This window comes from Streptomyces sp. NBC_00239 (assembly GCF_036194065.1).
Taxonomy (GTDB): Bacteria; Actinomycetota; Actinomycetes; order Streptomycetales; family Streptomycetaceae; genus Streptomyces.
In genome coordinates, this window is record NZ_CP108095.1 from 1,805,477 (window position 1) to 1,822,344 (window position 16,868).

Annotated in this window: 15 protein-coding genes; 8 read left to right on the forward strand and 7 right to left on the reverse strand. The window is 72.7% G+C overall.

Annotated elements, in window-relative coordinates; genetic code table 11:
- Positions 1-134: 134 nt before the first annotated feature.
- Positions 135-1,280, reverse strand: coding sequence for a WD40/YVTN/BNR-like repeat-containing protein (locus OG764_RS07875; protein ID WP_328967679.1), 1,146 nt, complete (start codon positions 1,278-1,280; stop codon positions 135-137).
- A gap of 287 nt (positions 1,281-1,567) precedes the next feature.
- Between OG764_RS07875 and OG764_RS07880 the strand changes: the two genes are divergently transcribed.
- From OG764_RS07880 to OG764_RS07900, 5 genes are all read left to right on the forward strand, one after another.
- Entirely contained in the window at positions 1,568-1,984 is a 417-nt protein-coding gene (locus tag OG764_RS07880; RefSeq protein WP_328967680.1) for an SsgA family sporulation/cell division regulator, read from the forward strand.
- 195 nt (positions 1,985-2,179) lie between these two features.
- Positions 2,180-3,847: an ABC-F family ATP-binding cassette domain-containing protein gene (locus tag OG764_RS07885; RefSeq protein WP_328967681.1), complete on the forward strand. Its 1,668-nt coding sequence runs from the start codon at positions 2,180-2,182 to the stop codon at positions 3,845-3,847.
- 383 nt (positions 3,848-4,230) lie between these two features.
- A complete protein-coding gene (locus OG764_RS07890) occupies positions 4,231-5,082 on the forward strand; it encodes a helix-turn-helix domain-containing protein (RefSeq protein WP_328967682.1) in 852 nt (283 codons plus the stop codon).
- Between the two features lie 84 nt (positions 5,083-5,166).
- Positions 5,167-5,370 carry a hypothetical protein gene (locus OG764_RS07895; RefSeq protein WP_328967683.1) on the forward strand — a complete coding sequence of 68 codons (204 nt, stop codon included), beginning with the start codon at positions 5,167-5,169 and terminating at the stop codon, positions 5,368-5,370.
- A 221-nt stretch (positions 5,371-5,591) separates the two neighbouring features.
- A complete protein-coding gene (locus OG764_RS07900; RefSeq protein WP_328967684.1) occupies positions 5,592-6,566 on the forward strand; it encodes an acyl-ACP desaturase in 975 nt (324 codons plus the stop codon).
- Positions 6,567-6,645: 79 nt separating this feature from the next.
- On the opposite strand, the gene OG764_RS07905 is transcribed toward OG764_RS07900, so the two are convergent.
- A complete protein-coding gene (locus OG764_RS07905) occupies positions 6,646-6,912 on the reverse strand; it encodes a WhiB family transcriptional regulator (protein WP_443055866.1) in 267 nt (88 codons plus the stop codon).
- Positions 6,913-7,068: 156 nt separating this feature from the next.
- On the reverse strand, positions 7,069-7,866 hold the full coding sequence (locus OG764_RS07910) for a VOC family protein (protein WP_328967685.1): 798 nt from the start codon (positions 7,864-7,866) through the stop codon (positions 7,069-7,071).
- Positions 7,867-7,998: 132 nt separating this feature from the next.
- Between OG764_RS07910 and OG764_RS07915 the strand changes: the two genes are divergently transcribed.
- On the forward strand, positions 7,999-8,673 hold the full coding sequence (locus OG764_RS07915; protein ID WP_328967686.1) for a TetR/AcrR family transcriptional regulator: 675 nt from the start codon (positions 7,999-8,001) through the stop codon (positions 8,671-8,673).
- A gap of 84 nt (positions 8,674-8,757) precedes the next feature.
- On the opposite strand, the gene ligD is transcribed toward OG764_RS07915, so the two are convergent.
- Positions 8,758-9,801: a non-homologous end-joining DNA ligase gene (ligD, locus tag OG764_RS07920; RefSeq protein ID WP_328967687.1), complete on the reverse strand. Its 1,044-nt coding sequence runs from the start codon at positions 9,799-9,801 to the stop codon at positions 8,758-8,760.
- 77 nt (positions 9,802-9,878) lie between these two features.
- Between ligD and OG764_RS07925 the strand changes: the two genes are divergently transcribed.
- The gene (locus OG764_RS07925; RefSeq protein ID WP_328967688.1) at positions 9,879-10,949 is read left to right on the forward strand and encodes an ATP-dependent DNA ligase; all 1,071 of its coding nucleotides are present in this window, start codon (positions 9,879-9,881) and stop codon (positions 10,947-10,949) included.
- A gap of 256 nt (positions 10,950-11,205) precedes the next feature.
- Here the strand turns inward: OG764_RS07925 and OG764_RS07930 are convergent, their stop codons facing one another.
- The 3 genes from OG764_RS07930 to OG764_RS07940 all read right to left on the reverse strand — a co-directional run bounded on the left by OG764_RS07930 (position 11,206) and on the right by OG764_RS07940 (position 15,894).
- Positions 11,206-13,341 (reverse strand): DHA2 family efflux MFS transporter permease subunit, encoded by a 2,136-nt coding sequence (locus OG764_RS07930; protein WP_443055867.1) that lies wholly within the window; start codon positions 13,339-13,341, stop codon positions 11,206-11,208.
- A 72-nt stretch (positions 13,342-13,413) separates the two neighbouring features.
- Positions 13,414-14,766, reverse strand: a complete 1,353-nt coding sequence (locus tag OG764_RS07935; RefSeq protein ID WP_328967689.1) for a 6-phospho-beta-glucosidase — start codon at positions 14,764-14,766, stop codon at positions 13,414-13,416.
- Positions 14,767-14,922: 156 nt separating this feature from the next.
- Positions 14,923-15,894 carry a helix-turn-helix domain-containing protein gene (locus OG764_RS07940; protein WP_328967690.1) on the reverse strand — a complete coding sequence of 324 codons (972 nt, stop codon included), beginning with the start codon at positions 15,892-15,894 and terminating at the stop codon, positions 14,923-14,925.
- 237 nt (positions 15,895-16,131) lie between these two features.
- On the opposite strand from OG764_RS07940, the gene OG764_RS07945 reads away from it, so the two are divergent.
- Entirely contained in the window at positions 16,132-16,800 is a 669-nt protein-coding gene (locus tag OG764_RS07945) for a helix-turn-helix domain-containing protein (protein WP_328967691.1), read from the forward strand.
- The last annotated feature ends 68 nt before the right edge of the window (positions 16,801-16,868 follow it).

The following is a 16,868-nucleotide window of genomic DNA, read 5'->3' on the forward strand; positions in this document are numbered from 1 at the left end:
CGGTGCGGGGTGCATACGTATGCACCCGTGCGCCCGTGGGCGGACGGTCCCCCGCGCCGGCCCGGCCGATCACGCCGGCCGCGACGCGCGGAACCGGGGTCCCAGGGGGTGCTCCCCGGGACCCCGTGTCCACGTCAGTGCCGGTGCAGGCGGGCCACGCGGCCCTTCTCGCCGGAGGCCCAGCACGCGCCGTCCGCCGCGCAGTCGACGGTGTCGAACGAGCCGCCGTCCAGGTTCCGCCAGGTGCGGCCGCCGTCGGTGGTGAGGTCGGTGCCGGTCGGGCCGACGGCGAGCGCCGAGCCCTGTCCGTGGCCGGACCCGTGTCCGCGCCCGTATCCCGGTCCGTACGGCAGCCAGGCCACGCCCGAGCGGTAGGCCGGCGGCGGGGTCGCCGCGGCGGACCAGGCCCGGCCGCCGTCGCCGGTGACGGCCGCCGCGCGCGGGGAGGACTGGTCCGCGCGGTAGTCGCCGCCGACCGCGATGCCGTGCCGGCGGTCGCGGAAGGCGAGCCCGAAGACGCCCTTGGCGCCCTCGCCCGCGGGCACCGTGGTCTCGGTGACCGTCCAGTGCAGGCCGCGGTCGGCGGAGTGCAGCACCCGGGCCGTGGCCCCGCCGCCGGTGGCGAGCCACACGTCGCGCGGTCCGGCGCTGACCAGGCACTGGCCGCTCGCCGCGAAGCCGGCCTCGCCGGGCAGCGCCGCGGGCATGCCGGCGTCGGGCAGCACGCGCCACGAGCGGCCGCCGTCGGCCGTGGACAGGATCCGGAACTTCCCGTCCACGGGGTCGCTCATCGCGAGCCCGTTGCGGTGGTCGAAGAAGGTCAGGCAGTCGTAGAAGGCCCGCGGGTCGGGGTTGCGGAAGGCCTCGGTCCAGCTGGCGCCGCCGTCCTCGGTGCGGAAGACCCGGGAGTCCTCGCCCTCGCCGATGGACAGGGCCACCGCCCGCCGCGCGTCGAAGGCCTCGATGTCGCGCAGCTCCAGGCCGGCCGCGCCGGGCGGCGAAACGTTGCGCCAGCTGCGGCCGCCGTCCGTGGTGCGCAGCACGGTCCCCTTGGAGCCCGACACCCACGCGGTGGACCGGCTGACCGCGGCCAGCCCGCGGAACCGGGCGTCCGTACCGCTGTCCCGCAGTTCCCAGCGCGGGTCCGGCCGGGCGCCGTGGCCGCGGTCCGCGCCGCCGGAGCCCGCGCCGCCTTCCGCGCCGCCGTCCGCCTGGGCCGCGGGCACCGCGAGGGCCCCGACCAATGCTGCCGCGCACATGCCAACCGCCAGAAGTCTCATGGCGCCGGAAGCTAACGCACCCCGGTGATCGCCGTCCAGGGTGCGGGCCGGGCGGCGGGCGGGACTCCGCCCGGGCTCCGGTGGGAGCAGCGAGAACCAGCCCTTCTACGAAGGGTGCGGCACCCGGGGAACCGACTCCCACATGCGGGGAAACGATCACTCTATGCGACGAAACAGCGGGTTTTGCGCCACGCGGTGACGCACGTCACGTACCCCTCCCGTGCACGGATCCCGCCGTTCCTGCGTCTACCAAGGTGCCCTACTGATCCGCCGCAAGGGAGCTGGCCTTGATCACCGTCATCGAGCAAGCAGTACAGGCCCGCCTGGTCGCGACCGCCCCCAAGGTCGAGTCCGTTCCGGTCACGCTGTGCTACGACCGCGCGGACCCGTTCGCGGTCCGGATGGCGTTCCCCGCGCCCGCCACGCTCGAAGGCGTCGAGGTCTCGTGGACGTTCGCGCGGGAGCTGCTCGAGACCGGGATCGAGAGAGCGGCCGGCCTGGGCGACGTCCGCGTCCGGCCGTACGGTTCGGGCCGCACCGTCGTCGAGTTCCACGCGCCCGAGGGGACCGCCATCGTCCTGATGGAGACCGCGGAGCTGGACCGGTTCCTGGAACGGGTCGACGCCGTCGTGCCGGCCGGCCTGGAGCACCTCTACCTCGACATGGACCAGGACCTCGCGGAGCTGCTGCGCGACAGCCCCTGAACCCCGCGCCACCGGCGACGAGCGCCCGACCGGCGGATAAATCCTTTGCGGTCCGCCGGCCGCGCTCGTAGCGTCGACGACGGCTCTGCTGTCGTTGATCGGAGAAGGACGTTGCTCTACAGGCCTTGAGACACCACCCCACGCCTGGTGTCTCCACGTGTTGCCCGGAAACCACATCCGCAACCGGAGGCCTCCATGTCTCGATCTTTCGGCACCCCGCACGCCCCCACCTTCGTCACCTGTTCCGCCCTCGGCTTCGACTGGCCCGACGGCACCCCCGTGTTCGACTCCCTCGACCTGGCCGTCGGCCCCGGCCGCACCGGCCTGGTCGGCCTCAACGGGTGTGGGAAGTCCACCCTGTTGAAGCTGCTCGCGGGGGAACTCGCCGCCACCGAGGGCCACGTCACGGTGGCCGGCTCCGTCGGCTACCTCCCCCAGGCCCTCACCCTCGACACCGCGCTGCGCGTCGACGCCGCACTCGGCATCGCCGGCACCCGGGCCGCGCTGCACGCCATCGAGGCGGGCGACGCCACCGAGGAGCACTTCACCGCCGTCGGCGACGACTGGGACGTCGAGGAGCGCGCCCGCGCCACCCTCGACCAGCTCGGACTCGGCCGGATCGGCCTGGACCGCACCGTCGGCGACATCTCCGGCGGCGAGTCCGTACTGCTGCGCCTGGCCGCGCTGCTGCTGCGCCGCCCGGACGTGCTGCTCCTCGACGAGCCCACCAACAATCTGGACCTGCGCGCCCGGCAGCGGCTGTACGACGCCGTCGAGGCCTGGCCCGGGGTGCTCGTCGTGGTCAGCCACGACCGCGAACTGCTGGAGCGCGTCGACCGGATCGCGGAGCTGCGCGAGGGCGAAGTCCGCTGGTACGGCGGCAACTTCTCGGCGTACGAGCGCGCGCTCGCGGCCGAGCAGGAGACGGCCGAGCGGCTGGTGCGGGTCGCCGAAGCCGATGTCCAGCGGCAGAAACGCGAACTCGCCGACGCCCACATGGCGTTGGCCCGGCGCAAGCGCTACGGCCAGAAGATGTGGGACCAGAAGCGCGAGCCCAAGATCGTGATGGGCGAACGCAAGCGGCAGGCCCAGGTGTCGGCCGGCAAGCACCGCATCCTGCACGCCGGCAAGCTCGCCGAGGCCCGCGAGCGCCTCGACCACGCGGTCGAGGCGGTACGGGACGACGACGAGATCCGCGTCGAACTCCCCGCCACCCTGGTCCCGCCGGGCCGCGGCGTGCTCACCCTGCGCGGCCTGACCCTCGCGCACGGCGCGGCGGTGCCCGCCGTGCCGGAAGCCTGGGAGCTGCGCGGGCCGGAGCGCATCGCCCTGGTGGGGCGCAACGGCTCGGGCAAGACCACGCTGCTGCGCACCATCGCCGGTCAGTTGGCCCCGGTCGCCGGCGAGGCCGAGGTGCACGTGCCGGCGCGCTTCCTGCCGCAGCGCCTGGACCTGCTGGACGATGCGCTGTCCGTGGTGGACAACGTGGCTCGGGTGGCACCTGGAGTGACGAACAATCAGATCCGGGCGAAGCTCGCGCACTTCCTCTTCCGGGGCGCGCGCTCGGACCGGCAGGCCGGCACCCTGTCGGGCGGCGAGCGGTTCCGGGCCACGCTGGCGGCGCTGCTCCTCGCGGATCCCGCTCCGCAGCTGCTGATGCTGGACGAGCCGACCAACAGCCTGGACCTGGCGAGCGTACGGCAGCTCACCGGCGCCCTGGAGTCGTACGAGGGGGCGCTGATCGTGGCGAGCCACGACGTGCCGTTCCTGGAGTCGATCGGCATCACCCGATGGCTGCTGCTCGACGGCGAACTCCGCCCCACCACACGGGAAGAGGTACGGGACACCCTCTGGGCGGACTGACCGGCCCCGATGCGCCGGGCGCGGGGACGCCCCGCGCCCGGCGCATCGGGGCACGGCGGTCCCGGGGCGGCAGGTTGGACGGGGCCGCTCCTCGCCGTCCTCGGGCGCGGGGGGCGTCGGGTGCCGGCCGCGGGCCGCGATCCGCAGCGCGCCGGCTCCGGGCCCGGCGGGACCGCCCGTCATCGCGCCGGGCCAAATTCCGAGGCGCAAGGGGGCGTTCGACCACGGACATGGGGTCGCCCCGTGTGAGACTTGCACTACCGACCGTAGCGTAACCGGGTGCACAGTGCTACTACTTGTATGACTACGTAAGGCTTTCTCATGTCATTTCGGGCGTGGGGCTCGTGCGGCAGCGCGGCCCGCGCCCGGCGAAAGGGGGAACCGTGCCACCCAGGAGCACCCCGACAGCGCGCCAGCAACGACTCGGCAGCGAACTGCGCAAGCTCCGCGAGCAGTCGGGCATGACGGTCCAACAGGCCGCGGCCCTCCTGGGCGTCGACCGCACCAGGATCCCGAACATCGAGTCCGGCCGGATCGGGATCACCGCCGAGCGCGTCCGCACCCTCGCGTTCAACTACGACTGCCCCGACACGGCCCTCGTCGACCTGCTCGCCTCGATGGCCCAGGAGCGCCACAAGGGCTGGTGGGAGCAGCACCGCGGCCTGCTCCCGCCCGGCCTGCTGGACATCGCCGAACTGGAGCACCACAGCACCGAGTTGCACACCGCGGTGACCACGCACATGCCGGGCCTGCTGCAGACCGAGGACCACGCCAGAGCGGTGTTCGACACCGCCGACCCGCCGCTGCCGGAGCCCGACTTCCAGGCCCGGATGGCGCTGCGCATGACCCGCCGCCGGATCTTCGACCGGGACTGCCCACCGCTGTACGAGGCGGTGGTCCACGAGGCGGCGCTGCGCATGCAGTTCGGCGGCCCGAAGGTGGCCCGCGCGCAGCTGGAGCACATCCTGGAGCGGTCCGAGCAGGATCACACCACGGTCCGGGTGATCCCGTTCACGGCCGGCGCCTTCCCGGGGGCGGGGCAGTCCTTCACGTACGCCGCGGCCTCGATAGCGCAGCTCGACACCGTTCAGCTCGACACCTCGCACGGCTCGATGCTCCTGGACTCGGACATGAAGCTGAGGCGCTACCGGGGGCTGCTGGAGCGGCTGCGGCGGCTGGCGCTGCCGGCACCCGCCTCGCGCGAGTTCGTCCACCGCGTGGCGCAGGAGCTGTGACCGCACACGTGCACACGACCGTCACCACCACCGTGAACGCGGCCGCGAGCGCGACCCGCGGCGGTAGCCCCGAGGAGAGACGACATGAGCACGCGCACCAGCCACATCGCGTGGGACGAGGCCTTCTGCAGCGAAGGCGCGAACTGCTTCCGCTTCGGGCGGGACGACGACGGCAAGGCGTACATCGGCACCACCCACTCCCCGCTGTACGTGAGCGATTCGATCGACGCGCTCCGGGCGCTGATAGCCGCCGTCAAGGCCGGCGCGGCCGACCACCTGCTGCGGTAGGCACCCAGCTGGCTACCGGCCGGTAGATGTCGACATCAGTGGGTTCGAATCGCTCGATCGGTGGGTGACATGTCTCTCTGTTCACCCCTACGACCTCCACACATAACAGCGCGTAGTCGGGCATTCCACACGAGGGGGCTTGGCTGGTTCTGACGCCGGGCTTAACCTACGGTCTCGTAACCTACGAAGCCGTAAGTATCGGCCGGCCCTCTGGAGTACCTGTGACCATCACCTCTCCCCACCTCGGCAGCTCGGAGGCGTGGACGGACGCCAAGCTGCTGTTCGCGCTGGAAGAGGTGGTCGAGAAGGAGCTCAACCGCCATCTGAAGGTGACCAAGGACTGGATGCCCCACGAGTACGTGCCGTGGAGCGACGCCCGGAACTTCCCCGGCTTCTTCGAGGACGGCGAGGCCTGGGAGCCCGCGCAGTCCAAGGTCACCGACATCGGCCGGATCGCGCTCGTCGTCAACCTCCTGACCGAGGACAACCTGCCCAGCTACCACCACGAGATCGCGTCCCTGTTCGGCCGCGACGGCGCCTGGGGCACCTGGGTGCACCGGTGGACCGCGGAGGAGGGCCGCCACGGCATCGTGATGCGCGACTACCTGCTGGCCTCCCGCGCCGTGGACCCGGACAAGCTGGAGCAGTTCCGGATGGTCCACATGTCGGAGGGCTTCGAGTCCGACAACCGCCACTCGATGCTGCACTCGGTGGCGTACGTGGCCTTCCAGGAGCTCGCGACCCGCATCTCGCACCGGAACACCGGCCACCAGTCCGGCGACCCGGTCTGCGACCGCATGCTGGCGCGCATCGCGCAGGACGAGAACCTGCACATGGTCTTCTACCGGAACCTGCTCGGCGCCGCCTTCGAGCTGGCCCCCGATCTCACCATGCAGGCCGTCCGCGACGTCGTCGTCGAGTTCCGGATGCCCGGGCACGGCATGCCGGGCTTCGAGCGGGCCGCGGCGCAGATGGCGATCGGCGGGATCTACAACCTGCGGATCCACCACGACGACGTGCTCTCGCCGGTGCTCCGCTTCCTGAAGGTCATGGAGATCGACGGCCTCGGCCCCTCCGGCCAGCAGGCGCAGGACGAGCTGGGCATGTACATGAACGGCCTGGACTCCGAGGCCGCGAAGTTCGACGAGCGCCTCGCGGCCCGCGCCGCGCGGATCGCGGCCCGCGGCGCCAAGTAGCCGCGCACCGAGCAGCACCGGGCCGCGCCCGTTCCGCACATGCGGGGCGGACGCGGCCCGCGGGTCGCGGGTCCGCAGGTCAGCCGCGGCGCAGCCGCAGGCGCTCCTGCTCGGACAGCCCGCCCCAGACGCCGAACCGCTCGTCGTGGGTCAGCGCGTACTCCAGGCACGCGAGCCGTCCCGGGCACGCCGCGCACAGCCGCTTCGCGTCCCGCACGGACGTGCCCGGCTCCGGGAAGAAGAATTCCGGCCCGGTCTGGGCACAGAGCGCGTCCGCCTGCCAGGGCAGGGTGGGCAGGCCGGTCGCGGCGGTGGTCGTCAGCGTGGCGGTGGTGTTCATCGGCATGGACGGCAGCATGCCGGGTACCGATATACGTCTGATCAACGCCGCGTGGACGCCCCGCACGACGGGCTCCCCCGGCGGCGCCGGGGCCGGTCTCACAGGGGGCTCACCGGCAGGTCCCGCCGAACGGTCTCCGTACGACGCGACGACGCGCCCTCTCTACGCGGCACCCGCCGGGGGCGCGCTGGTGATCACCGCGAACCGCGCCCCGTACGGGTCCGCCAGCTTGGCGAAGCGCCCCACGCCCTCCATGAACACCGGGGTCAGCCGGACCTTGCCGCCCAGCTCCTCGGCCCGCGCCGCCGTCACGTCGCAGTCCTCGACCTCGAAGTACGGGGTCCAGTACGGCATCGACGCGTCCTCGATCGGGTCCGAGCCGATCGGCACCAGCCCGCCGAAGGCCGCGTCGTCGGCCGTACCGGCCGGCTTGACCATCGTGTACGTGTCCTCCCCGAACGGCACCTCGATGACCTCCCAGCGGAACACCTCCCGGTAGAACGCGGCCGCCGCGGCCGGGTCGCGGGTGTACAGCTCGGTCCAGCACAGTGCACCGACCGCCGTGACGGTGTCGAGTCCGGTGTTGCCCCAGGGCTGCCAGGCGGCGAACACGACCCCGGCGGGGTCGGCGAAGACCGCCATCCGGCCGGCGTCCACCACGTCCATCGGTTCGTACAGGACCGCACCGCCCGCCCGCCGGACGGCCGCCGCGGTGGCGTCGGCGTCGGCGCTCTGGAAGTAGACCGACCAGGCGGGCAGCCCCTGCCCGGCGGTCACGGACACGCCGCCGGCGACGGTCTTCCCGTCGAGCCGGAACATGCCGTAGCCGCCGACGTCCGGCCCGCCCGCCTCGAAGTCCCAGCCGAACAGTCCGGCGTAGAAGGCGCTCACAGCGTCGATGTCGGGGGCGCCGAGGTCCACCCAGTTCGGGGCCCCGTCGACGTAGTCCGTGGTGAGCATGACCGCTCCTCCTCGGGTCCGGTCGGATCCGGTTCCTGCCCTTCGAGTCTGGCACCGGCCCCGGGGACTCCGCCCGGCAGAGCCGGAGCCGTGAAGAAGACCGCACGACCATGCGTTCAGTAAGCTGGGCAGATGACCGACGGGCGCATCGAGCGCGGCAACCGGACCCGCAGGCTCGTCCTGGACCACACCATGGGCATCGCCTCCGCCGAGGGCCTCCAGGGGCTGTCCCTGGGCAAGATCTCCACCGAACTGGGACTCAGCAAGAGCGGGGTGTTCGCGCTCTTCGGCTCGAAGGAATCCCTCCAGGTGGAGACCGTCCGGTCGGCGGTCGACGTGTTCGTCCGGCACGTCGTACGGCCGCTGCGCGCGGAGCCGGCCGGGGCGGCGAAGGCGTGGCGGCTGTGCGAGCTGTGGCTCGGCTACTCGGGCCGCCGGGTGTTCCCCGGGGGCTGTTTCTTCCACGCGGTGTCGGCGGAGTTCGACTCCCGGCCCGGTCCGGTCCACGACGAGATCGCCAAGGCCCGCCGCAACTGGTCCGGCTACGTGGAACGGGTCCTGGAAGAGGCCAGGCTCGCCGGCGGTTTCAGGGCGGACCTGGACGCCGCGCAGGTGGCCTTCGAGATCATCGCGCTCATGGAGATGGCCGACTCCGAGTCGGTGCTCCACGACGACGTACGCGCCTACACGCGCGCCGCGACGGGCATCCTGAGCCGCCTCCGCGCCGCCGCCACCGACCCGTCGACCCTGCCCGAACACCCCCCGCTGCCGGGAGAGTTCACAGCCCCGGCGGCCCGGACCGAATAGCCCGACAGGCCGTCGGCCGGTCGGTCGGCCAGTCGTCGGTCGGTCGTCGGTCGGTCCGGCGCACGAGGGCGAGCGGCCGGGGCGTCAGTGCGCGCCCTCCTCCCCGTCGCCCTCCTCGTGCTTGGCGCGGCTGGGTTGGACCCGCTTGGGTTCGCCGGGCATTTTCGGGTAGTCCGGCGGGTACGGCATGTCGCCGAGTCCGCGCGTGTCGCGGTCGTGGTCGGCCAGGTCCAAGGCGGCGTCCAGCGTGAAGGCGTGGTCGTCCATGTCGGCGTGCACGTCGCCGAGTTCCGCGTACCGGGCCGGCATCGTCACGATGTCGAAGTCGCGCGGCTCGGCGGAGTCGATCTCGTCCCAGCGCAGCGGGGCCGAGACCGGGGCGTGCGGGCGCGGCCTGACGGAGTAGGCGGAGGCGATCGTCCGGTCGCGGGCCGTCTGGTTGTAGTCGAAGAAGATCCGCTCCCCGCGCTCCTCCTTCCACCAGGCCGTGGTCACCTTGCCCGGCATCCGGCGCTCCAGCTCGCGCCCGATCGCGATCGCGCAGCGCCGTACGTCCGTGAAGGTCCAGCGCGGCTCGATCGGCACGAAGACGTGCAGGCCGCGGCCGCCGGAGGTCTTGGGCCAGCCGCGCAGCCCGAGTTCGTCGAGCAGGGCGCGCAGTTCGTGGGCGGCGGCCACGGCGTGGTGGTAGTCCGTGCCCGGCTGCGGGTCCAGGTCGATGCGCAGCTCGTCGGGCCGGTCGGTGTCCTCCCGGCGCACGGGCCACGGGTGGAAGGTCAGGCAGCCCAGGTTCGCGGCCCACAGCACCGCTGCCGGCTCGGTGGGGCAGATCTCGTCGGCGGTCCGGCCGCTGGGGAAGGCGATGTGCGCGGTGGGGATCCAGTCGGGCAGGTTCTTGGGCGCCCGCTTCTGGAAGAACGATTCGCCCGTCACCCCGTCGGGGTAGCGCTCCAGCGTGGTCGGCCGGTCGCGCAGCGCGCGGGTGATGCCGTCGGCGACGGCCAGGTAGTACTGGGCCACGTCCAGCTTGGTCAGCCCGCGTTCGGGGAAGTACACCTTCTCCGGGCTGGACAGCCTGACCGTCCGGCCGCCGGCGTCCAGCTCCACCGCAGTGCGCGCAGTACCCATGTGCGCCACGGTATGCGCGGTGTACGCCCGCCGCTCGCCGGGGAGCGGCCGCCCGCACCGCGGCGCAGAATCGGTCCATGGATCTTCCCGTGATGCCGCCCGTGAAGCCGATGCTGGCGAAGTCCGTGGCCCGGATTCCCCCGGACATGCAGTACGAGGCCAAATGGGACGGGTTCCGGGCCATCGTGCACCGCGACGGCCCGGAGGTGGTGATCGGCAGCCGCACCGGCAAGCCGCTCACGCGGTACTTCCCCGAGCTGGTGGGCGCGCTCCTGGAGAACCTGCCCGAACGCTGCGTGGTGGACGGCGAGATCGTGATCGCGCACGGCGGCCGGCTGGACTTCGACCGGCTCACCGAGCGCATCCACCCGGCCGCCTCCCGGGTGGCCACGCTGGCCGAGCGCACGCCCGCCAGTTTCGTGGCCTTCGACCTGCTGGCCCTCGGCGACGAAGCCCTGCTCGACATCCCCCTCGCCGCCCGCCGCGCCGCGCTCGCCGAGGCGCTGGGCGCCGCCCGGCCGCCCGTGCACCTGGCCCCCGCCACCACCGATGCGGCCGTCGCGCAGGAGTGGTTCTCCGCCTACGAGGGAGCCGGCCTCGACGGGATCGTCGCCAAGCCGCTCGACCTTCCTTACCGCCCGGACGCCCGCCTCATGTACAAGATCAAGCACGAGCGTTCGGCCGACGTGGTCGTGGCCGGCTACCGCTTCCACAAGAGCGGGCCGGTGGTCGGCTCGCTGCTGCTCGGCCTGTACGACGACCAGGGCGCGCTCCAGCACGTCGGGGTGTGCGCCGCCTTCCCCATGAAGCGGCGGGCGGAGCTGGTCGAGGAGCTGGAGCCGCTGCGGATGGCGCCCGGCGCGGCCGGCCATCCGTGGGCCGCGTGGGCCGACGAGGCGGCGCACGAGAGCGCCCGGCTCCCCGGTGCGCCCAGCCGCTGGTCGGGCAAGAAGGACCTGTCCTGGGTGCCGCTGCGCCCGGAGCTCGTCATCGAGGTGGGGTACGACCACATGGAGGGCGACCGGTTCCGGCACACCGCCCAGTTCCGCCGGAACCGGCCCGACCGCGCGCCGGAGAGCTGTACGTACGCCCAGTTGGAGGAGGTCGTGGGCTACGACCTCGCCGAGGTACTGGGCACGCCCGGCTGACACCGCGCCACGCCCTCAGCCTCGCCGGCCACCCGAGGGGACACTCCCGGCCTCGCCGGCCACCCGAAGCGCAACTCCCAGCCTCGCCGGCGTTTGAGGCGCGGGTCCGGGCGGAGCCCGGTGCCCGGCGGAGCCGGGTTGTCTTGGGGCTCCGCCCCAAACCCCGCGCCTCAAACGCCGGCGAGGCTGGATGTTGCGCCCCAAGGCGCCGGCGAGGCCGGAGGTCGCCGCCCAGGGGGTCGCACCACGGCAGGGTCTAGGACCGGGTCCCCGACAGGTGCGCTCCGGGGCGCGGCGCGAAGCCGCCCTCGCTGAGGTCCTCGGCGAGCAGCCGCTTCGCGATGGCGTCGGCCGCGGCCCGCAGTTCGGCGCTGCGCGGCCGGCCGCGGTCCTTCTCCAGTTCCCGGGAGAGCCACTCCACCCACGCCGACGAGATCTCGGCGGCCTCCCGCGCGCCGGCCGCGGTGTGCGCGAAGTAGCCGTTCTGGCGGGCGAGGAAGCCCTCCTCGACCATCCGGTCGAAGACCGGCACCAGCACTTCGGGGGGCAGCGAGCGGCGGGCCGCGATCAGGCCGAGGCTGGCGTGGCCGATGGTGCGGGTCATGAGGTCGACCTGCATCACGGCCCACGCGCCGGCCATGTCGAGGCGGGTGTCGGAGCCGTTGACGATCGCGCGCGCGGTGTCGGGTCCCATGCCGCGTACGAGCTTGCCGACGGCCAGTTCCAGCAGTTTCGCGGAGTCGCCCGTGGCGGCCGGGGAGGCGAACCCCTCGCCCATGTCGGTGGAGCCGGCCCGGGCGCTGTCGCGCAGCCGTACCTCCTTGAGGAAGAGGGCGACGACGAAGCCGACGGCGGCCACCGGCACGGTCCACAGGAACACCGTGTGCAGGGTGTCCGCGTAGGCCTGTACGACGGGTCCGGCCTCGGCGGGGGTCAGGCCGTGCACGCCCTGCGGGCTCTGGGCGGCGGCGGCGAGGACGGCCGGGTCGGTTCCGGTGGCCCGGGCGGCCTCGGCGACGCCCTCGGCGAGCCGCGGGGCGAGGGTGTTGCCGTAGATGGTGCCGAAGACGGCCGTGCCGAAGGAGCTGCCGAGGGTGCGGAAGAAGGTGACGCCGGAGGTGGCGGTGCCGAGGTCCGCGTAGTCGACGGTGTTCTGCACGGCGATGGTGAGGACCTGCATGCACAGGCCGATGCCGGCGCCGAGCACGAGCATGTACAGGGAGGCCGCCCAGGTGCCCGTGCCCGGGCCCATCAGCGAGAGCAGGTACAGGCCGAGGCCCATGACCAGGCAGCCGACGATGGGGAAGATCCGGTAGCGGCCGGTCTTGCTGGTGACGTTGCCGCTGAAGACCGACGCGATGAGCAGCCCGATGACCAGCGGCAGCGTGCGTACGCCGGAGACCGTGGCGGAATCGCCGTCCACGTACTGGAGGTAGGTCGGCAGGAAGATCATCGCGCCGAGCATGGCGAAGCCGACGATGAAGCTGAGCACCGAGCAGACCGTGAAGACGGGGTTGCGGAACAGTCGCATCGGCAGCATCGGTTCGGCGGCCCGGGTCTCGGCGACGCAGAACAGGGCGAGGGCCAGGACGCCGCCCACGAACAGTCCGATGATGACCGGCGAGCCCCAGGCATACTCGTTGCCGCCCCAACTGGTGCCGAGGATCAGGGCGCTGGAGCCGATCGCCACGAGCGCGATGCCCAGGTAGTCGATGGCCGGGCGGGAGGCCGAGCGTACCGAGGGGATGGTCCGGGCGGCCGCGACCACCACCAGGATCGCGATCGGCACGTTGACGTAGAAGGCCCAGCGCCAGCTGAGGTGGTCGGTGAACAGGCCGCCGAGGAGCGGGCCGATCACGGTGGCGACGCCGAACACCGCCCCGATGGCGCCCTGGTACTTGCCGCGTTCGCGCAGGGGGATCACGTCGGCGATGAGCGCCATGGAGGTGACCATCAGGCCGCCCGCGCCGATGCCCTGGAGGCCGCGCCACAGGATCAGCAGGGTCATGTTGCCGGCGAGGCCGCACAGGAACGAGCCGGTGATGAAGACGACCGCGGAGATCTGGAAGATCACTTTTCGGCCGAAGAGGTCGCCGAACTTGCCGACGAGCACGGTCGCGACGGTTTCGGCCAGCAGGTAGGCGGTGACCACCCACGACATGTGCTCGGCGCCGCCCAGATCCGCCACGATCGTGGGCAGGGCGGTGCCGACGATGGTCTGGTCGAGCGCGGCCAGCAGCACGCCGAGCATGATCGTGCCGAAGACGACGTTGCGCCGCCGCCGGTCCATGACGGGCGGCGGCGGCACGGCCGCACCGGAAGTGTCGCCGACCGTGGCATTCGCACCGCCGGAGGCACCTGCGGCGGGGCCGGTCTCGCGGGCTGTGGTCACACCTGGACTCTCACACCGCCGGGTGACGGCCGCATGCCGCGCTGGGCCGTACGGAGGACCGCCGGGGGCGCGTCAGCGCAGGTAGGCGAGGCCGGGGTGGGCGGCGGCGTATCCGTCGAGGAGCCGGCGGGCGACGGCCACCGAGTCCACCAGCGGGTGCAGGGCGAACGCCTTGACGGCGGCGCTGCGCGAGCCGGAGGCGGCGGCGGTGAGGACCTCCCGTTCGACGGCCTTCACCGAGGTGACGAGGCCGGCCGCGTGGTACGGCAGCGGATCGACGGCCTCCGGGTGGGCGCCCCGCCCGTCGACCCGGCAGGGGACCTCGATCACGGCGTCCGCGTCGAGCAGCGACAGGGTGCCGCGGTTGCGGACGTTGAGGATCAGCGTGGTGCGCTCGTCGCGGGCGATGGCCCGCATCAGGGCGAGGGCGACCTGCTCGTAGCCGCCCGACTCCAGGTCGGCCTCGGCGCGCTCGCCGGCCCCCACGACCTCGCGGTTCTCGGCCATGTACGTGGCTTCGCGCTCGGCGCGGGTCCGGTCCCAGGCGGCCAGCGCGGCGCCGCCGGGCCCGGTGGCGCCCCCGCCCAGTTCCGCGTAGAAGCGGGCCTGCTGGTCGCGCAGGAAGGCGCCGCGGGTCTGCTTCGCCTCCTGGTAGGCGCGTACCGCCTCGCGGTTGAAGTAGTAGTAGTGGAGGTATTCGTTCGGGATGGCGCCCAGGGACTGCAGCCAGTCGGCGCCGAAGAGCCGGCCTTCCTCGAAGGAGTCGAGGAGGGCGCGGTCCGCGAGCAGCCGGGGCAGTTCGTCGCGGCCGTCGATCCACAGGCCGCGGACCCAGCCGAGGTGGTTGAGGCCCGCGTAGTCGATGCGGGCGCGGGCCGGGTCGGCGCCGAGCAGCCGGGCGATCCGGCGGCCGAGTCCGACCGGCGAGTCGCAGATGCCGATGACGCGTTCGCCGAGGTGGAAGGCCATCGCCTCGGTGACCAGCCCGGCCGGGTTGGTGAAGTTGATGACCCAGGCGTCCGGCGCCAGCAGGGCGATGCGGCGGGCGAGTTCCCAGGCCACCGGCACCGTGCGCAGGCCGTACGCGATCCCGCCCGCGCCGGTGGTCTCCTGGCCCAGCACGCCTTCGGCGAGGGCGATCCGCTCGTCCGTGGCCCGGCCTTCGAGGCCGCCGACCCGGATCGCGGAGAACACGAAGTCGGCGCCGCGCAGGGCCTCGTCGAGGTCGTTGGTGGCGCTGACCGCCGGGGCGTCGGGCACTCCCTCGGCCTGGTCCACGAGGACCCGGGCGATGGCGGTGAGCCGGGCCGGATCCTCGTCGTACAGGGCGACCTGGTCGATGCGGCCTTCGGCGCGGTCGCCGAGCAGGGCCCCGTAGACCAGCGGGATGCGGAATCCGCCCCCGCCGAGGATCGTCAGTTTCACGTACCGGCCGCCCTTCTGCCCCGCGCAGTGCGGTGTCACCGCGCACGGACAGTCTCACCGACGGCCGCACCACCCGGGAGCGCGCCGCCCCGGACGGCGACCGCGAACCGGCGCCGTGCCGGACGGCCACCGCGAGCCGCCGCCCTGCCGGACGGTCTAGTCGCCCAGCGGGGGTACGGCGCGCAGCCGCGGTGCGTTGGGCACCGGGATGCCGGCGCCGCCCGTCGGCATGCCCGTGGGGGCGCCCGGCAGGGCGGACAGTACGAAGGTGATCCTGGTCAGGCCCATGACGTCGAGCATCGGACCGGATTCGGCCACCACCCGGCAGCGGGCCCGGCCCCAGCGCGGGTCCGGGTGCCGGACACCGAGCACCGCGCCGTCGTTGCGCGCGGCGTCGGCCCCGTACGTGGCGAGCCAGTGCGGCACTCCGTACCGGTACGCGGCCTCCATGAAGGGGTCGTGCGCGATGTCCTGGCGGATGCTCTGCAGCCCCGCGTCCTCGGGCCGCTCCGCGAGCGCGGTGGCGAACTGCGCGAGCAGCGGTACGCACCAGCCGGGCTCGTGGTCCTCCAGCACGGCGGCCGCGTCCGGGTGGAAGAGCACGAAGCGCAGGAAGTTGTCGTCGGGCAGCGCGGTCGGGTGCGGCCGCACGGCCTGGAAGAGCTGGTCGAAGGCCGAGTTGGTGAGCGTGACGTCCCACCGGCCGTCGAGCAGGAAGGACGGGTAGGGCACGGCTTCCATGAGGGCCGCGTAGTCGCGCAGGTAGTCGCGCTGGGCGGGGTCCTCGGGGAGCCTGCTGCCCTCCGCCGGGCGCCACGATTGTGGCGGATCCCGGTCGACCAGTACCCGGAACAGCCAGAAACGCTGCCGGTCGTTCATTTCCAGGGCCTGGGCCAGCGACAGGAGCTTGCGGTCGTTCCACTCCTTGACCAGGCCCCGCTCCCAGTTTCCGTAGGCGCGCACGCTGATGCCCAGACGTGCGGCGATGTCTTCCTGGCTGAGGCCCAGTTCCTCGCGGCGCTGCCGCAGGAGTGCCTTGCGGCGCTCCGACCTGACGGCTCCGCGTACGGGCTCTTCGCCCGCCAGGCGCTCCTGGCCGGACCGCGCGAGGACCTCGGATTGGCCCACGGCTGCAAGATGTGACACCGGGAGCTCCCCCTTCTCACGGTCTGCGATCTTCATTTCCGTGTGGCGATCCTGCTACCCACGACAAGACAGTGTCAACTATTGTGGCAATTTCAGCCTCAGGACACCTCATTCGCGCCACAGCTGTGGCAAGTTCTAGCCGTACGACGGGGAAGCGGTTAGCCTCCAGAGGCCAACCGCGTGCCCGTACCAACCTCGCGTGATCTAGGAGAACCACTGGTGACAGACGGCTTCCAGGCAACCGTCCCAGTGGCCACCGGACCCCTGGCGGCCACTGCCGCACGCGTCGCCGAACTCGCGGGCAAACTCGGCCGGGCCCAGGGCGAGGTCTTCGACCTGCGGCGACTTTCGGACGCCTCGGGCGTTCCCGCCGACGTGGTCCGGGCCCTCCTCGACGGCAGGCCCGCCGGTGAACCCGACCTCCAGACCCGCTTCCTGCAGCGCCTCGACCTGCTGCGCCGGACCCGGGTCAAACCCAACGGCCGCCGGTACACCCAGCAGGAGATCGCCGACGGCGCGGGCATGTCCCGGCAGCAGGCCGGCGCCCTGATCAACGGCGACCGGCGGCCGACCATGGAACACTGCGACGCGATCCAGCGCTTCTTCGGAGTGCACGCCGGCTTCCTGACGGCGCACGACGCGGACGCGCTGACCGACGCCCTCCAGCGCACCGAACAGCAACTGCTCCAGGACTTCGCGGGCCGCGAGCGGGAGACCGTACCGGCGGAGACCGCCGCCGTGAACGACCCCCTCGCCCGGCTCCTCCAGGACCACGGAGTACGCGGGATCGCCTGGCGCGCGGCCCAACTGCCCAGCGACAAGCACCGCGACAAGGTCACGGAGTGGCTGGACATGCTGCTGGAAAGCGTCAAACCGACCGAGTCCTGACCCGGTCCCGGCCCGGCGCCGACGCCGGAGTCCGAGAATGCATGGCAGAGTTCCTGATCCGGATCCGC

Excerpts from the sequence above, each read along its gene's own strand:
- OG764_RS07875 (WP_328967679.1), bottom strand. The coding sequence starts at position 1,280 with ATGAGACTTCTGGCGGTTGGCATGTGCGCGGCAGCATTGGTCGGGGCC.
- OG764_RS07885 (WP_328967681.1), top strand. The coding sequence starts at position 2,180 with ATGTCTCGATCTTTCGGCACCCCGCACGCCCCCACCTTCGTCACCTGT.
- OG764_RS07895 (WP_328967683.1), top strand. The coding sequence starts at position 5,167 with ATGAGCACGCGCACCAGCCACATCGCGTGGGACGAGGCCTTCTGCAGC.
- OG764_RS07905 (WP_443055866.1), bottom strand. The coding sequence starts at position 6,912 with ATGCCGATGAACACCACCGCCACGCTGACGACCACCGCCGCGACCGGC.
- OG764_RS07910 (WP_328967685.1), bottom strand. The coding sequence starts at position 7,866 with ATGCTCACCACGGACTACGTCGACGGGGCCCCGAACTGGGTGGACCTC.
- OG764_RS07915 (WP_328967686.1), top strand. The coding sequence starts at position 7,999 with ATGACCGACGGGCGCATCGAGCGCGGCAACCGGACCCGCAGGCTCGTC.
- ligD (WP_328967687.1), bottom strand. The coding sequence starts at position 9,801 with ATGGGTACTGCGCGCACTGCGGTGGAGCTGGACGCCGGCGGCCGGACG.
- OG764_RS07925 (WP_328967688.1), top strand. The coding sequence starts at position 9,879 with ATGGATCTTCCCGTGATGCCGCCCGTGAAGCCGATGCTGGCGAAGTCC.